A 17114-nucleotide genomic window follows, 5' to 3' on the forward strand; every position below is an offset into this window, starting at 1 on the left:
ATGGAAAGTTTTAAATTATTAATGGAAGGTTTTGGAGTAGCTATACAACCTATAAATATACTATGGGTAACTATAGGAGGTGTTTTAGGTACTGTTATAGGAATGCTTCCAGGACTTGGACCTGCTACAGGTGTTGCTATATTGCTTCCTCTTACATTTACTATGGGACCTGTTGCAGCACTTATAACTATGGGCGGTGTTTATTATGGTGCTATGTACGGCGGATCAAGATCTTCTATACTTATAAATACACCTGGAGACGGTGCAGCTGTTGCGGCTACTTTTGATGGTTATCCTATGGCACTTCAAGGAAGAGCCGAACAAGCTTTAGCTATATCTGCCATAGCTTCTTTTATAGGTGGTACAATAGCTACTGTAATAATGGCTTTTGTTGCTGTACCTGTATCTCGTTTTGCTTTAAAATTTGGACCTGCTGAATATTTCATGTTATTTTTATTCGCATTATCTGCTACTGCTTCTATGACTGAAGGTAATGCAATAAAAGGATTTATTTCTATGGTCTTTGGACTTATGGTAGCTACTATAGGTACAGATCCTCAGTCAGGTGTTAATAGATTTACTTTTGGAATATTAGAGCTTCAATCTGGAATAGATTTTCTTATAATAATTATCGCTATGTATGCTTTAGGAGAGGTGTTAAAGAGCTTCAAAAACATAGAAGAAGGTAAGAAAAAAATGCAGACTAAATTCGGTCGTATATGGATTAGTATGGAAGAATGGAAAAGATGTGTATGGCCTATTATAAGAAGTTCGCCTTTCGGATTCATTATTGGTGCTTTACCTGGAGCAGGCGGTACTATGGCTGCTTTGATGAGCTATAACAATGAAAAACAATTATCTAAACATCCAGAAGAATTTGGTAATGGTGCTATAGAGGGAGTTGCAGCTCCTGAAGCAGCAAACAATGCAGCTTCTGTTGGTGCTATGATTCCTATGTTAGCATTAGGAGTTCCTGGTTCTGGTACTACTGCTGTTATGATGGGTGCTTTGCTTATGTTAGGATTACAGCCTGGTCCTACATTGTTCACTACTCAAACTACTGTTGTATGGGGTCTTATTGCTAGTATGTTCATTGGTAACATAATACTTGCAGTAGTTAATATTCCATTAGCAGGACTTTTAGTAAGAGTATTAGCTATACCTCCTAAAATATTGTATCCTATAGTATTGGGATTAACTTTTATAGGTACTTATGCTATAAGCTATACTACTCATGATTTCTATGTATTGATAATATTCGGACTTATAGGGTTCTTAATGTCCAAAGCTAAAATTCCTAGCAGTCCTATGGTATTAGCTGTTATAATAGGAAATAGTATGGAACAGTATTTTAGAAGAGCTTATAAAGTTGCTGATGGAGATATGTCTATATTTGTTAAATCTCCAATATGTCTAGTATTATTAATATTGACTATAGCTTCTATACTATACCCTATAATAAAAATCGTTATAGATAAAAATAAAAAAGCTAAACAGAATTAAATTAATTAATGTCCTTTATATGTTAAGGCTAGGCTTTGTATATTTGGCCTAGCCTTTTGTATTATATATATTTTTTTAAATTATTATATAATATAATTATCAATATATAAAAGGAATTATAATGTATCAAGATTTTAATAAAACTAATTTACAGAATTTAGGTAATGGATTAAAAAGAAGAATACTGGCTTATTCTGATAATTTAATGACTGTTTATATGGAATTTGATGAGGGAGCTATAGCTGAAATTCATTCTCATAATGAACATGAACAAATTACATATATTATAGATGGTGAATTTGAGTTTACAGTAAATGGAGAAGAATATTTATGCAAAGCTGGAGATAGTTTGCATTTTGCGAAAAATATGCCCCATGGATGTAAATGCATTAAGGAAGGTAAAGTTTTAGATACTTTTACACCTAAAAGATATGATTTCCTAAGTAATTAATTTAAATATGAATATTAATAATGCTATAATATATTATTCTAAACAATTAGAAAAAATCAATGATGATTATAAAGTATCATATATTGAGGCACAAACTATTATAATGCATGCTTTATGTATTAGTAAGATAAAATTAATATCAGAAGGTTTAAAAGAGCTTACAGAGAGTGATATAAATAAAATAGAGAGTTTTATAAATAGACGTCTTAATTATGAGCCTTTATCTTATATCATAAATAAAAAAGAGTTTTACGGTTTTGATTTTTATGTTGATAGTAATGTGCTTATACCGAGACCAGAAACTGAAGAGCTTATTGATTTGGTGTTGGATTATACAAAGAATAAATATAATATTTCAGTATGCGATATTGGTTCAGGTAGCGGAAATATACCCATAACATTAAAAAAATTATTTTTAGAGCAGAATAAAAACATTGATATTACAGCTATTGAAATTAGTAATGGAGCTTTTCAAGTTATAAAGAAAAATGCTTTAAATATATTAGGCGATGAAAAAATTATAAATATAATAAATACTGATGCTTTAAGTTTTACTCCCGAAAATAAATTTGATATAATAGTTTCAAACGCTCCTTATGTGCCTTTAAGAGATAAAGATTCTCTTCAAAAAGATTTGGAGTTCGAGCCTCAAAATGCATTGTATTCCGGTTATGACGGACTTGATTTTTATAAGAGTTTTTTAAGTATAATAGAAAAATATTTAAAAGATAATGGAGCTTTCTTTTTTGAAATAGGCTATGATCAGGGAGATGCATTGATTAATATATGCAATTCTCTTGATATAAAAAATGTATCAGTAAAAAAAGATTTAAGCGGCAAAGACAGGTTTCTTGTTTGTGAGAATATTAAGAATTGTTAATTTAATTTTAAGGAGAATGATATGCAGTATGTGAAATTTGGAAGTAGAAGAGGGGAGCATGGAGATATTAAACTTTTGGATATATTTTATAAACATAATATAGTATTTGCAGAAGTGAAAGCAGGGGTAGAAAAAGTAAAAGAAAAGAAATTTTTAAAAGGTACTAGAATAATGATAGCTGATGGTTTAACTACTGTTGCCGTTGCGGAGGCTTTGACTGATTCAGATTCTCTTGATAAATTTAATATTAAGTTTACTAAAAATGAAATTGAGAGAGTTAATATTTCAGATTGGGTAATAGCTGCAAAAGTAAAGATATATAAATTAAAAGAAGAAGATTATTTTCCTACAACAATAGGTAAATTCTATCATATAAAAAATAAAGATAAAATAAAATTAATAGATGAATTATTAGAAAAATATTCAAATTAATATTAAATATACTATTTACTTTTATCTAAAAAATAATCATGAATTTGTTTAATTATTGTTCATTTAATACAAAACTATATAAAAATTAAATTTTTTTAATAAAAAGTCAGAAAAAATCACATATTAATTATTGTATATAGTATGAAATTAATATAAGATTGAAGCTAATTTTTAAAAATTTAATTTAAAGGAGTTTACAAAAAGTGAACAAAAAAACATTATTACCAATCATTTTACTAATTTTCTCTTTTATTGTTACCGGTTGCAGTAAATCGAATAATTATGCCGACACAGTGATAACTGGAACAATATATACATCTGAGGCGGATAAAAAAATAGTATCTGCTGTTGCAGTAAAAGATGGAGTATACCAATACGTTGGGGACGAAGAAGGGGTAAAAGCGTTTATAGGTGATAATACCGAAGTTATTAATTTAGAAAGCGGTATGGCAATGCCTGGTTTTTTTGAAGCCCATGCTCACACAGCTAAAGGCGGTCTTTTAAAATTATATCAAGTGCAGTTATATTCAGGTAAATCCGTAGATGATTATGCTAATAATATCAGGGATTTCTATGAAAAAAATAAAAATGTAACTGTATTAAGAGGAAGAGGCTGGAATAATGGATATGCTCCTGTAACCGGCCCTACAAAAGATGTGCTTGATAGTATAACAACAGAAATACCTATAGTTATGACTTCTGAAGATGGTCATGCTGTATGGGTTAATTCAAAAGCAATGGAAATAGCAGGGGTTAATGCTGAAACTCCTGATGTTGAAGGCGGAGTTATAGAAAGAGATTCTGTAACTAAAGAACCTACAGGAACCTTCAGAGAAAAAGCAGCAGATTTAATTACTCAAAAAATTCCAGATTTTGGAGTAGATGAATATAAAAATGCAATACTTACATATCAAGATGAAGTATTATCATATGGAATAACATCTGTTTTTGAACCTGGTATTAATACAGTTGGACCTTCTGATAATTTTTTTACAGCTTTAAATGAACTTGATAAGAATAATGAATTAAAATTAAATTTCTTTGTTGGTTACAGTTTATACAATACAGATAACCCTAAAGAAAAATTTGATAAAATATCTCAGCTTAGAAAAGATGTAAACGGAAATAAATTCAAAATGACAACTTTGAAAATATTTGCCGATGGTGTAGTAGAAGGTAAAACAGCTTATTTGCTTGATGATTATGCTTCAGATAGCGGATTTAAAGGCTATAAACTTTGGGAACAAGATTCTTTAAATGATGTATATCTTAATGCTCAAAAACTAGGTTTACAAATACATGTACATTCTATAGGAGATGCAGCTGCAAGACAAGTTATAGATGCATTTGAGTATTTAAAAAATACTACAGGCGAAACTAATAAAAGACATGCTATAACTCATTTACAGTTAGTTAATAAAGATGATATAAAAAGAATGGGAGAATTAAATATAGTTGCTGTTACAAATCCTTATTGGTTTTTCAAAGAAAAAGGATATTTCTATGAATTGGAAGTACCTTATTTAGGAGAAGAAAGAGCTAATAAAGAATATCCTATGAAAGACTTATTTGATGCTGGATGTGTAGTATCAGTTGCAAGCGATTATCCTGTAACAATATCTCCAAAACCTTTGGATGCAATACAGTTTGCTTCTACAAGAATGAATTTGGATGGAGAGCCTGCTTCTTTACTTGGAGCAGATCAAATTGTAAGTGTTGAACAGATGATGGACTGTGCTACAATTAACGGAGCTTATCAGAATTTTGCTGAAGATAGTTTAGGTTCTATAAAAGTAGGAAAGAAAGCTGATTTTATAATATTGGATCAAAATATACTTGATATAGTTCCTACAGATATTACTAAAACTAAAGTATTAAAAACTTACTCTGATGGAAAATTAGTTTATCAGGCAGCATAATTGATTTTTCATTTAATTAAAGAATAAAAAAGCCCCTTTTTATTTATTAAAATAATTCGGGGTTATTCTTTTTTTCCTCTTAATTTATCGAATAAACTTACTATACCTGCTATAATCAGACCGATTATACAAAATATTCCTCACATAAATACTCCTTTATATGCTTTGTTTGATTATACCCTAATATAGTATTTAAAGCAATAGTTATAGTTCTTTATAAATAATATCAGAAATAAAATTAAAATATTTATTTGTTATAGATTTTATTTTTTCATTTGCATTAATCTGGGCATAACCATCATATCTTTTTATCATTTCTATATCATTATTAGAGTCGCCTGCAACTAGTATTTTATCTATATTATTTTTATTATTCTTTTCAATAAACCTATGCACAAAATCCACTCCGTTTGCTTTATTAACAGTATTCTTTACTATATCAACTGTTCTAATATTAGCATAAGCTGTTACTTCTTCTTTGAACTTTTCATTAATTGTATTTGCAACAATTTCTGTACTTTCAGCATTAGGAGTCATTTTATTTATTTGTATGATATTTTTTACAGTTTCGATTTCATCTATATTGATTTTTTTATCTACTTTGAAAGGAAGATAATCATTACCTTCTTTTGATTTTATAGACATCACATAATTATCATTTGCTATTTCTACTGTACCTCCGAACTTTTCATGCAGAAATCTTATAACTTTATACGATACTTCATCATCAATAGTATCTTTAAATATTATTTCTCTTTTATTATTAAATACCAAAGCTCCGTTATTTGCTATTAGATAATCAAATTCTAAACCATGTCTGTCAATATGCTCAAATATAGAAAATTTATTTCTTCCTGTTGCTATAGTAAATATATTTCCAGCTTTTCTCCATTTCTTTACAGCATCAAAAACACTATCATCAATTTTTTCATGAATATATATAGTCATATCATAATCGCTAAAAAACAATTTCATAATAACTCTCTTAATTTATATTTAATTTTTATTGTTTAATTTTTTTAAATCAATACATTTTCTAATGTTTCAAAACTTTTATTTTTTGCATCAATCTTTACCATAGTACCATGTGCCATAGTAAGTTTAGTTTTTCCATGTCCGCATTTTACATTTGTGAGTACAGGTATATTTAAATTGCTTAATCTTTCTATTATAGTTTCTTTAGCAGTTCTAAAACCTGTTTCTTTTTCGCCTTCAACTAAATCGCAGTTTTCAAAATCTCCTACTACAATTCCTTTTATCGATCTGCCTATTTCTTTTGAATTAAATATAGTAGATATAACTCTGTCAATTTTATAAGGTTTTTCATCTATTTCTTCTATATATAGAATATAATCTTTATTTAATTTTGGAAAATATTCTGTACCGAAACTAGACATCATTACAATGAAATTTCCTCCTATAAGTATGCCTTCTGCTTTTCCATTATCTCCATAAGATATGCTTTCAAATTCTGAGCAGTCTGGATTTTTATAAATGATTTTTTCCCTGCTTTCTAAAACATCGAACATATTATTTAATGAAGCCTCATCGAATGATTTTCCTTTTACCATATCTATACTTACCATAGGTGCATGAAATGTTATAAGCCCTGTTTTTTCATAAAAAGCCAAATGAAAAGAAGTTATATCGCTGTATCCTGCAAATATTTTAGGGTTATTTTTTATAATATCATAATCTAATTTATCAAGTATCCTAACAGCTCCGTAACCGCCTCTTGAGCATATAATAGCATCAACTTCATCATCTTCAAAGAAGTTATTTAAATCTTCCGCCCTTGCTTCATCTGTTCCGCCGTATCCATTATGATTATCAAGTACATGTTTTGACAATTTGACTTTGTATCCTCTATTTTCTAAATATGCTATTCCTTCATCAAGTTTATCTTTTGGGCATGCACTTGAAGGGGTTATTATTCCTATGGTATTTCCTTTTTCTAATCTTTTTGGCTTTATCATAAAATTAATTATTCTCCTATAATTTTTATCAATACTCTTTTTACTCTTTTTCCGTCATATTCTCCGTAGAAAATCTGCTCCCAAGTTCCGAAATCAAGTTTTCCCTCTGTAACAGCCACAACAACTTCTCTTCCCATTAATTGTCTTTTCATATGAGCATCAGCATTATCTTCATAGCCGTTATGATTGTATTGACTATGAGGTTTTTCAGGAGCCAATTTTTCAAGCCATACTTCAAAATCCTGATGGAGTCCGCTTTCATCATCATTAATAAATACGCTTGCTGTTATATTCATAGCATTGCATAAAACAAGTCCTTCTTTAATGCCGCTTTCATTTAAGCATTTTTGAACTTCAGGAGTGATATTTATATAACCTCTCCTTTTAGGGTAATTTATTTCCAAAACTTTTCTATAAGATTTCATTTTATTCTCCTAAAAAATTTTATTATCATGATATAATAAAATTTCAAGCATGACAAGTTGTAACATACAGTTATATTAATATTTTTTATAATTAAATTATATTATTTTGTACTAGTCGTACCGGCATTACTTATTTTTATCAAATGTAAATTATATGCGACCGAAGTAAGTACCTTAACAAAGGAAGGTATGTGAATCGTACTTTTTATTATACAGTGAAATATTAATAAAAAATTAATAACCCAATAAAAACAATAATTATACTAATTCCAACTTTCTAATATTTTTTATGTTTATATTATTCTTTGAAAGATAGCTTTTTATGTCGCGTACTCTTATAGCTTTTTCATTGCTTTCTAAAAGTGTTATGAGTAAATCATTGCCTTTCTTTATAGCTAAATAATCTCCTTTTCTCTCTTCGCTTATTCTTAAATCTTCCTTGTTTGATAATATTTTTAATGCTTCTTCATCATTATTAGTTTCTATTTTGTAAATGGTGTTCTTTGGAAGAGATTGAATATTTTTAGCATTTAAAGGAGTAGATACTGCACTAATTATTTCAATGCCTATATGAGAAAGTAAATTGTTTATTTTGTTTTTTAATAAGTCTATGTCTATGATATCAGTTAAACTTATTTCCATATACTCTGCTTCACTCTCGCATGCAAATGGAGTAGGGGGAGTAAATACAACTTTTTCTAATGGGTGAAAGCCTTTGCTTAAAGCTATGCTTGCCCCTGCTATTTTTAAAGCACAAATCATAACTCTTGATAAATCATGCATTCCCAAAAGTGATGATATGCCTTCTTTTTTGAATTTCATTAATACTTTATAATTTACAGCAAATATATCTCTTTTCTTTAAAGTTTTTAATTCTTCAACCATTTGAGTAAAGTTTGTATTTAAAACTTCTTTTTTGTATTTATGACAGTATTTTTTATAATCTATACCGCAGTTCTGACAATTTCCAGTAAAGCAGTAATCTGTAAATTTGCCGTTTTGAAATCTTTCATATTCTTTATCAAAAAATGTCTGACTTACAAGAGTATCAATGCATTTCCAAGGCGTATTTATTTTTTTACTTAATAATTCTTTTATAGTGTATCCGCTTTCTTCTACTACTTCTTTCCAAACATCATATTTAAAATATTCTACCCAAGCATCAAATTTTGCACCTTTCTTATACGCTTTGTAAATAATATCTCCGATTTTTTCATCGCCTCTTGATATTATGCCTTCAATTTCTGCCATTCTAGGAGGGTGATATTTTATAGCTACTTTAGTACCTCTAAAATAATCGCGTACCTTTCCTATATAAGTAATTGCTTCTTCATCTGTAAGCTGATTATTATTTTCTAAAGGCGTGTGAGGCTTTGGAATAAATACATTAATAGCCGCATTTATTTTTACTTTATTCTTTGATACCTTTATCATTTTTTCAAGGGCTTCTATTATTTCATCTGCTTCTTTATCTGGATTATCAGTGAATCCTATCATAAAATAAATTTTTACTATTTTCCAGCCCATTTTTTGAACATCTGCAAGTATATTGTATATGGCATCTTCGTCCATTTCCTTATTGATTTTTTCTCTTAATTCATGGCTTCCTACTTCTAATGCAAATGTTAATCCTGTTTTTCTAAATTGTGCTATTCTGTCTGCAGTGTCCTTATCAAATGAGTCTATTCTTAATGAAGGCAGAGAAAGAGAAAATCCTTTATGTTCTCCTAATGTCTGTAAATATTCTATTAATTCCCCGATATGAGGATAGTCATCAGCAGAAAGAGAGAATAAATTTAAAGTATTAGCTCCAGTTGCCTCAAGTGACTCCATTGCTATATCAACTATTTTTTCTATAGTACGGTTTCTTACTGGGCGATAAGTAATACCAGCTAAACAGAATCTACAGCTATGAGTACAGCCTCTAGCTATTTCAACGGATATTCTGTTTTGAATGCCTTCAACAAGAGGAACTAAAGGCTTCTTTACATAAGGCATTTCATTAATATTTTCAACGAATATTCTTTTTACATGTTTCCTTGGATATTTTGGAACATAAGCGTATTCAAGTTTTGAAAGCTCTTTTAATATATCATCTCTTTTTGCACCGTTTTTTTTGAGATTATAAATTATATCAACAAAGTTTTTCATCTCAAAATCAAACTCACCGAATAAAAATACATCAATAAAATCAGCCAAAGGGAATGGATTAAATACGCTTGGGCCTCCTGCTGCTATTATAGGTACATCATCTCCTCTTTCATCTCTATGTATAGGTATTTGGCTTAATTCGAGTACTTGTAGTATATTTGTATATATAAGCTCATACTGCAAAGTAAATCCTAAAACATCGGCGTCTTTTACTCTGCTGAAAGTTTCTAAAGTATAAAGCGGTATATTTTTTTCTCTTAAAAGTTTTTCAAAGTCTTCAGCAACGGCATAAACTCTTTCACATGAAGCGTATTCTATAGAGTTAATAACCTCATAAAGTATAGAAAGCCCTAAATTACTAATTGCTATTTCATACATATCTGCAAAGCACATAACGAATTTAAAAGGCATATCAGGTTTTATTATAGCATTTATTTCACCGCCTAAATATCTAGTAGGCTTTATTATATCTTCACTTTTAACAAGTGCTAGTATTTCGTTTTTTAAATTTTCACTCATTATTTTTTATAATCCCGATTATTATTTTGAATTATTATATAGTAAAGTTTAGTATAATACAAATTATATTATAAATATATTAATTTTTTATTTTTATGATTAAAATATATATATTGTTTTAATTGATATCAAAATTATTATAATCTATAATAAATAATCTATTAAATGGAGTATATAATGGATTTTAGTACTGAAATGGAAAACTTATTGGCTAAAAAAGAGCTTGATAAAGTTATTAAAAGATGTAAAGAATTAATAGAATCTAGTTTGAAACATCAATCAGACAATAGTAAATTATTTGATTTAGCTTTAGCATATTATTATTTAGGAAGAGCTCAATCTGATCATAATCAAGCTATAGAATGTTATAATAAATCTGTAAAATATTGCGATGAATTAATAAAATTAAATTCATATTCTAATATGAATAAAGTATATCATATAAGAGGATTAGACAATCATTATTTGGCAAAATATAAAGAAGCTGTTAAAGATTATGATAAAGCTATAGAATTAAATAGAAATGATTATAATACAATATATAATAAGACTTTATCTTTATCTCAATTAAAAGAATATCAAGAAAGTATTGATATACTTAAAAAAATTGTAGATAAAGTAGATCATAAATTAAAAATTGATATATATAATAATATTGGGCTTTATTTATATTATTTAGGGTATTTTAAAGAATCTTTACATTATTTAAATGAATCAATAAAACGGAATGATAAACATTATTCAGCCTATTTTAATAGAGGAATTACAAAAGCTGCTTTATTAGAATATAATGAAGCTATAGAAGATTTTAATATTGGAATATCAATAAATAGCCATGATTTTAGAGCTTATTATTATAGAGCAATATTAAGACTTGAAATTAAGAATTATGAATATGCAATATTAGACTTTGATAAAATGGCTAGTTTGGATGAAAATTTTGGGATACTTAATATTCTAAATATAATTATGGATTTTGATTATTGTTTAGAAAATATAGATGCTATTTTTAATAAATTGATATCTTGTGATAATATATGGAAAAATGATAAAATATTTTCTATTTTATATGATAATGATGCAATTAAAAAAAATGATAACATAATAAAATATATAAAAACTAATTTACTCTATCAATATTATTTACTTACTATTCTTTCTTTTAATAATAGTTTTTTAGGAAATCATTATAATGATAAAGTTAATGTAAACTATTATTTAACATTAAATAAATTAATGCTATTATTGAACGAGAATACAACTGACAGAGTAAATGCAAATAGCATTAGAATAACAAATATAACAACGGCAAATGATTCAAAGGAAGGAAAAATATTAGAAAAAATTTTACAAATAAATAATAGGATAATAAAAATAGAAAACATAGATAATTTAATAACATTTCAAAAATCTTTTTCAAGAAATACAGATTCTTTAACTATGTTCAGATTATATGGAAAAGAAAATGATAAAGAATTTACAGGAGCATCATTAATTATAAAGAAAGATTATTTCAATGATAATAAAATAATGTCAAAATTAATTCCTATGGATATTTTTAATCAAAATTATTTAAAGAGAAATTTATATTGGATTTTATACTATAATGAAAAAGAAAATATATTAGTTTTTAATCCTACAAATTCTAAATATACAAATGTTGTTATAGATTTAAAAGAAATTGATACCATAGATAATAGCAATTATAAATATGCCAATATAGTAAATATTATAAAAAAAGTTTTTAAAAATATTTTTGAAACAGTAGATTTTATAAATCTCAATGTAAATGATGATAATGTTAAAAATTATATATTTAGTTATTTATTTGAAAATATAAAATATATTATTAAACATGAAGCATTTTTTGAGGAAAAAGAACTAAGAATGTTAGTCGTATACGATATTGAATCACAATATATAAAAATAGATACAAAGATAAAAAAATTATATGTTGATTATCTTAAATTATTTGATGATAAATCGAATTATATAAAAGAAATTATTGTGGGCTCTAAAGTTGAAAATGTAGAATCCATGATAGAATATATTAGAAAATTGTTATCAAGTAAACAAAATAAAGAATTGCATAGTATCCCTGTAACTTTTTCAAAAGCACCGCTAAGATAATTGAATATATAAAATAGTTTATAAATAAAAAAAGAGGCTTACTAAAAAAGCAAACCTCTTATATTTTTATTATTTTTTATAAATGTTTTATCTGAATAATTGTGTTATATCATTTATAGTTATGAATATAGCCAAAGTTATTAAGAAAGCAGCACCTACAGCCTGTATCTTAGTTAAAACTTTTCTGTCTATAGGTCTTCTCATTATAAGTTCTATAAATGAAAATACTATCATTCCTCCATCCACTACAGGTAAAGGAAGAAGATTCATTAAGAAAAGTATCAAACTTATAGTAGCAGTAAATGAAAGTATAGTTCTAAGTCTGTATTCTACATCAACAGAAATAACCTGTGATGAAATCTGTATTATTCTAACAGGGCCGCCTAAATTTTCACGTACTGATAATTTTCCAGTGAAAAGAAGTTTAAGTCCATTGATATATGATACTATATAATTTCCTGTTTCTTTAAAAGCCTCTGGTATAGATTTTGGGAAAGGTGTTCCGGCAACTTTTTCAACTCTCATAGGAGTGCTGTCAAACTCTACTCCTAAACTTCCATAAGTTCCAAGTGCTTTTGAAGTTACAGGTCTTGGTATAGCCTCTCTTGTAATCTCTTCACCATTTCTAAGAATTGTTATATTTATTTTTTGAGAAGCATTATCCATTACTATAGGTCTGAAATCTGCTATATTATTAGCATTCATTCCGTTAATAGATATTATTTTATCTCCAGCCATAAGTCCTGCTTCAGAAGCAGCAGAATCAGCAATTACATTTTTTATTATAAGGTCATTTCCAAAATATAATCCTAATGCTCTTTCTCCGCTTAAAGCCTTTAACATTTCAACAGAAGGTATTACTATATCTAAAGTTTCACCGTTTCTGTTTAATGTGAAAGTTATATTTTCAGCAGCTTTCTGTATTGCCTCATCATTTATTGTTTTTAATATATCATTATCAGATTCTACTTTTATACCGTTTATAGCTGTTATAGTATCTCCGCTTTGTATGCCGTATTCATAAGCTAATGTTATGCCTGATTTTGAATGCATATATCTTCCGTCTTTGAATACCGATACAGTAGGCGAATATAAATCTATCTTTGATGGCATAGAAACCAATACAGCTAAAAGTATAAAAGCAAATAGATAATTAAAGAAAGGACCGGCAAAATAAACTATTATTCTTCTTAAAGGAGACATATTCAAAAAATCTCCTTCTTCTACTTTACCATCTTCAGCAATTTCACCTTTAAATTTACAGTATCCTCCAAAAGGTATTGCAGAAAATCTGAAATCTATTCCTTTAATTTCCTTTTTAAAAAGTATAGGGCCAAAACCAATAGAAAAAGCTTCAGCCTTTATTCCAACTGCTAAGCCAGCAAGTAAGTGTCCCATTTCATGAACAAATACAAGTACGCTTAATAGTATAATAGCACCTATCCAACTCAAATTAAGCCTCCTAAAATTGTTTTGTTATTCTTATTAAGAATAATTACTAATAAGTATATATTCAATACAAATTTATTTCAATAAGTTTTACAAAAATTATAAATATAATATATCATAATTTTAGAATTTACAATACATTTACATTTATATCTTTTAAATATAAGAAAAATATTGACAAAATATATTAAATTTGTTAAATTTTAAATATGAAAAGAATAATTATATTAATTTTATCAATTTTTTGTCTCTTTCTGTCAGGCTGTAGTTATCAAGTATTAAATCCAAATAATGATAGCAGTTCAAATTCATCTAATAATAATGGAAATTCAGGAAATAATAACGGCAATAATAATAGCGGTACTACAAAAACTATGTACTTTAAATTTAAAGTATCAGGTAAATCTTCTTTGAATAAATTTAAATATGGAAATGAACATATTTATCCAAAGGAAGTAAGTATAGAAAATTATCAAAATAAAAAAACTTTTTCTTATACAGGTAAATGGGGTGATCCTGGATTTATTACTATTTTTTACTTTTGTGATGATAAAATAGGAAATAGTATGAGTATTCCTTTCTATATAGGAGATTCTAAATTATCAGTAGTATATGATGATAAAAGTAATGAAATAACATATAATGGATATATTTGGATTTTAAATTCTGGAAAGGGATTTTTTAGAAATGATTTCTCTTGTACCATACCTTTAAAAGATTTTGATGAATCTAAAAATAATAATACGGCTTTAATATCAATAGTTTTATATCCTGATTCTGATTCATATATTTGTACATTTGACGGTTTTGAAAGTAAATAGTTATAAAATTTGTGTAAATTTTGCAATATTTTTAATTTGATTATATGTAGAAACTACTATATAATAACTTAAACTAATTAATATAAATTTACTTAAATAATATTTTGATGATAGAATATAAATCATATATTGCAACACAAAATAGAGATTACTTTTTATCTCATAATATGGAATATATTACTTTAAAAAACTCCTCTGTAAAAAAGATTTTAAAAAATACAAAAAAACATGATAGTTTAATAAATATATTTCTATATGATAATGACAAGAATAAATTATATGGGTATTATGAAGTAGATTTTAATAATAGAAAACAAATAGATGATAATTATACTAATATAAATATAAGTGATAACTATAAAAGAAGAAGAGGAATATATTATAAATTGGAAGAAAAATATTCAGATTTTTCAATATACGAAGTAGATTCAAAAACATTTTTAAAATTAAAAGATAGATTAATACTTTTGAATGATAATATATCGCAAACATTTTTTTCTTGTTCTATAGATAATAATATTTTTAAATACCAAGCTATAGAGACATATCCTTCACTTTATGTAGCAGAGTATGAAAAGCATTTTGATAATAAGGCTTATGAGAGTATATATAAAGAATATATTCGTTTATCAAAATACTCGAATAGTGAAAATAATAATATAGATAGATATATAGAGCTTGGAAGCTATTTAATGAATATGCTTATTCCGGAAAAAGATTTCAGAGAACATTTGCTTGACGGATTTAGAATAGTTTATCTTCATCTTGATGATAATACATATACTATTCCTTGGGATATACTTTCTTTTGATGGAAAATTTTTATCCGAAAATATAATTTTTTCATATAGCAATGCATCTAATGTTTTGCCCAATAAAAAAACTGATAATAAAAAATTAAAAATGGCCGTTATTTCAATACCAAATGATGATATTGTATACGATAAACAAGAGATTGATTATATTTTATCATTACAGAATAACATAAAAAATATAGAAATAGATTTATATAAAAAAGAGCATAATTATTTTGAGTTTGTTAAAATATTAGAAAGTTATGATATAGTACATATTATAACTCATGGATATAAAGACGGAATAAAATTGAGCGAGGATTATATACTAAATTCAGTAACAGCATTACAAAACCCGCCTTCGCTTATTTTTATTAATGCATGCAATATGGAAGAAGCTGATAATAAACTTACAAAATCACTTCTTTCTTCAGGGGTAAGTACTGTTATTTCTGGTATTGGTTCTTTGGCTGATGGTATGTATTTAGATTTTATTTATAGTTTTTATAGTAATTTGCTTCATAAGCATGCCAGAATCAATACTGCACAGGCATATTATTTTGCTTATGTTGAAGTTAAAGAGTTTTATAAAGGGTTTATACGATATAGATTTAATGGAGTTCCTGTATATGTTTAAATTGATTAGATTTATTTATTTATTAATAATAATATTAGTAATTACATCATGCAATAATGATGAGAATATAACCCCTATAAGAACTAGGAAAATAGCTCCTAAAGTTTCAAGTGCTTTTAAATCTCCTGCATATAATTTGAGAATAAAATATATTATACTTCATTATACTGCTTTAAATGATGATTTATCTTTTAAAGTATTAACTGATCCAGGAGTATCTGCTCATTATCTTATTACTACAAGAGAAGATGAACCTATATATAAACTTGTTGATGATAATGACAGAGCTTGGCATGCAGGTATTACTATGTTTGATAATAGACATAGTATGAATGATACTTCTATTGGTATAGAAATAGTAAATTTAGGATTTTTACAAAAAGTTACAAATACTTATGAAGATTTAAGAAGAATGACAAAAAAACAAAGAGAGGAGTTATTTTTTATTCCTTATGATGAATATATAGAATTTGAGGACAGTCAAATAGAGAAGGTAGCATATTTGCTTAAAGAGTTAATAGAAAAGTATGGTATAAAACCTTATAATATATTAGGGCATTCGGATATAGCTCCTTATAGAAAAAAAGATCCAGGACCTAAATTCCCATGGAAAAGACTTTATGATGAATATCATTTAGGCATGTGGTATGATGAATATGATTACAGCAATTTTTTAAATGACAATGAATATAGAAAAGCAAAGGTAATGGATATAAAAGAAGAGTTTATAAAATACGGATATACAAGCATGCCTACAAATAATGTGTGGGATTTTGATTCAAGAAAGGTGCTTTATGCTTTTCAATGTCATTTCAGACCTGAAAAAATAGATGGAAATATTGATAATGAAACTTATGCTGTTATTAGGGCTTTAAATCTTAAAGTAAAAAAGATTAATGAAATGGAAGAGCGTTCTAAAGCTAATAACTTCCTTACTAATACATTCTTTACTAATATATTTATAAGCAATAATATAATAAGCACAAATTGGAGCTACAATACAAATACTTCATTAAGGAAATAGGATT

14 protein-coding genes are annotated in these 17114 nt (G+C 26.8%); 9 read left to right on the top strand and 5 right to left on the bottom strand.

Annotated elements, in window-relative coordinates:
* The 5 genes from BRSU_RS00785 (at position 1) to BRSU_RS00805 (ending at position 5185) form a co-directional block, all read left to right on the top strand.
* On the top strand, positions 1–1503 hold the full coding sequence (locus BRSU_RS00785; RefSeq protein ID WP_048593349.1) for a tripartite tricarboxylate transporter permease: 1503 nt from the start codon (positions 1–3) through the stop codon (positions 1501–1503).
* A 121-nt stretch (positions 1504–1624) separates the two neighbouring features.
* On the top strand, positions 1625–1954 hold the full coding sequence (locus tag BRSU_RS00790; protein ID WP_048593350.1) for a cupin domain-containing protein: 330 nt from the start codon (positions 1625–1627) through the stop codon (positions 1952–1954).
* A 7-nt stretch (positions 1955–1961) separates the two neighbouring features.
* Positions 1962–2834 (top strand): peptide chain release factor N(5)-glutamine methyltransferase, encoded by an 873-nt coding sequence (gene prmC / locus BRSU_RS00795; RefSeq protein WP_048593351.1) that lies wholly within the window; start codon positions 1962–1964, stop codon positions 2832–2834.
* Positions 2835–2855: 21 nt separating this feature from the next.
* The gene (locus tag BRSU_RS00800; RefSeq protein WP_048593352.1) at positions 2856–3266 is read left to right on the top strand and encodes a hypothetical protein; all 411 of its coding nucleotides are present in this window, start codon (positions 2856–2858) and stop codon (positions 3264–3266) included.
* Between the two features lie 203 nt (positions 3267–3469).
* On the top strand, positions 3470–5185 hold the full coding sequence (locus tag BRSU_RS00805; protein WP_048593353.1) for an amidohydrolase: 1716 nt from the start codon (positions 3470–3472) through the stop codon (positions 5183–5185).
* 204 nt (positions 5186–5389) lie between these two features.
* Here BRSU_RS00805 and BRSU_RS00810 read toward each other — a convergent pair whose 3' ends face one another.
* The 4 genes from BRSU_RS00810 to BRSU_RS00825 form a co-directional block, all read right to left on the bottom strand.
* Positions 5390–6160, bottom strand: coding sequence for an HAD-IIB family hydrolase (locus BRSU_RS00810; protein ID WP_048593354.1), 771 nt, complete (start codon positions 6158–6160; stop codon positions 5390–5392).
* A 44-nt stretch (positions 6161–6204) separates the two neighbouring features.
* Positions 6205–7161 (bottom strand): S66 peptidase family protein, encoded by a 957-nt coding sequence (locus BRSU_RS00815; RefSeq protein ID WP_048593355.1) that lies wholly within the window; start codon positions 7159–7161, stop codon positions 6205–6207.
* Positions 7162–7169: 8 nt separating this feature from the next.
* Positions 7170–7586 carry a secondary thiamine-phosphate synthase enzyme YjbQ gene (locus BRSU_RS00820; protein ID WP_048593356.1) on the bottom strand — a complete coding sequence of 139 codons (417 nt, stop codon included), beginning with the start codon at positions 7584–7586 and terminating at the stop codon, positions 7170–7172.
* Positions 7587–7844: 258 nt separating this feature from the next.
* Positions 7845–10256: a TIGR03960 family B12-binding radical SAM protein gene (locus tag BRSU_RS00825; protein ID WP_048593357.1), complete on the bottom strand. Its 2412-nt coding sequence runs from the start codon at positions 10254–10256 to the stop codon at positions 7845–7847.
* A gap of 177 nt (positions 10257–10433) precedes the next feature.
* Here BRSU_RS00825 and BRSU_RS00830 point away from each other — a divergent pair, with 177 nt between their 5' ends.
* Complete coding sequence (locus BRSU_RS00830) at positions 10434–12386, top strand: tetratricopeptide repeat protein (protein WP_048593358.1); 1953 nt, start codon at positions 10434–10436, stop codon at positions 12384–12386.
* An 87-nt stretch (positions 12387–12473) separates the two neighbouring features.
* On the opposite strand, the gene rseP is transcribed toward BRSU_RS00830, so the two are convergent.
* Positions 12474–13838, bottom strand: coding sequence for an RIP metalloprotease RseP (gene rseP / locus BRSU_RS00835; RefSeq protein WP_048593359.1), 1365 nt, complete (start codon positions 13836–13838; stop codon positions 12474–12476).
* 206 nt (positions 13839–14044) lie between these two features.
* Between rseP and BRSU_RS14655 the strand changes: the two genes are divergently transcribed.
* From BRSU_RS14655 to BRSU_RS00850, 3 genes are all read left to right on the top strand, one after another.
* The gene (locus BRSU_RS14655) at positions 14045–14656 is read left to right on the top strand and encodes a hypothetical protein (RefSeq protein WP_048593360.1); all 612 of its coding nucleotides are present in this window, start codon (positions 14045–14047) and stop codon (positions 14654–14656) included.
* Between the two features lie 107 nt (positions 14657–14763).
* Complete coding sequence (locus tag BRSU_RS00845) at positions 14764–16086, top strand: CHAT domain-containing protein (protein WP_048593361.1); 1323 nt, start codon at positions 14764–14766, stop codon at positions 16084–16086.
* Positions 16079–17110, top strand: a complete 1032-nt coding sequence (locus BRSU_RS00850) for an N-acetylmuramoyl-L-alanine amidase (RefSeq protein ID WP_048593362.1) — start codon at positions 16079–16081, stop codon at positions 17108–17110. The genes BRSU_RS00845 and BRSU_RS00850 overlap by 8 nt, the downstream gene beginning before the upstream one ends.
* Positions 17111–17114 lie beyond the last annotated feature (4 nt).

The sequence above is a fragment of the Brachyspira suanatina genome, from assembly GCF_001049755.1.
In the GTDB taxonomy this organism is placed as follows: domain Bacteria; phylum Spirochaetota; class Brachyspiria; order Brachyspirales; family Brachyspiraceae; genus Brachyspira; species Brachyspira suanatina.

What these genes read in the sequence shown, in the direction of transcription:
- BRSU_RS00785 (WP_048593349.1), top strand. Translation starts at nt 1, where the DNA reads ATGGAAAGTTTTAAATTATTAATGGAAGGTTTTGGAGTAGCTATACAA.
- BRSU_RS00790 (WP_048593350.1), top strand. Translation starts at nt 1,625, where the DNA reads ATGTATCAAGATTTTAATAAAACTAATTTACAGAATTTAGGTAATGGA.
- prmC (WP_048593351.1), top strand. Translation starts at nt 1,962, where the DNA reads ATGAATATTAATAATGCTATAATATATTATTCTAAACAATTAGAAAAA.
- BRSU_RS00800 (WP_048593352.1), top strand. Translation starts at nt 2,856, where the DNA reads ATGCAGTATGTGAAATTTGGAAGTAGAAGAGGGGAGCATGGAGATATT.
- BRSU_RS00810 (WP_048593354.1), bottom strand. Translation starts at nt 6,160, where the DNA reads ATGAAATTGTTTTTTAGCGATTATGATATGACTATATATATTCATGAA.
- BRSU_RS00815 (WP_048593355.1), bottom strand. Translation starts at nt 7,161, where the DNA reads ATGATAAAGCCAAAAAGATTAGAAAAAGGAAATACCATAGGAATAATA.
- BRSU_RS00820 (WP_048593356.1), bottom strand. Translation starts at nt 7,586, where the DNA reads ATGAAATCTTATAGAAAAGTTTTGGAAATAAATTACCCTAAAAGGAGA.
- BRSU_RS00825 (WP_048593357.1), bottom strand. Translation starts at nt 10,256, where the DNA reads ATGAGTGAAAATTTAAAAAACGAAATACTAGCACTTGTTAAAAGTGAA.
- BRSU_RS00830 (WP_048593358.1), top strand. Translation starts at nt 10,434, where the DNA reads ATGGATTTTAGTACTGAAATGGAAAACTTATTGGCTAAAAAAGAGCTT.
- BRSU_RS14655 (WP_048593360.1), top strand. Translation starts at nt 14,045, where the DNA reads ATGAAAAGAATAATTATATTAATTTTATCAATTTTTTGTCTCTTTCTG.
- BRSU_RS00845 (WP_048593361.1), top strand. Translation starts at nt 14,764, where the DNA reads ATGATAGAATATAAATCATATATTGCAACACAAAATAGAGATTACTTT.
- BRSU_RS00850 (WP_048593362.1), top strand. Translation starts at nt 16,079, where the DNA reads ATGTTTAAATTGATTAGATTTATTTATTTATTAATAATAATATTAGTA.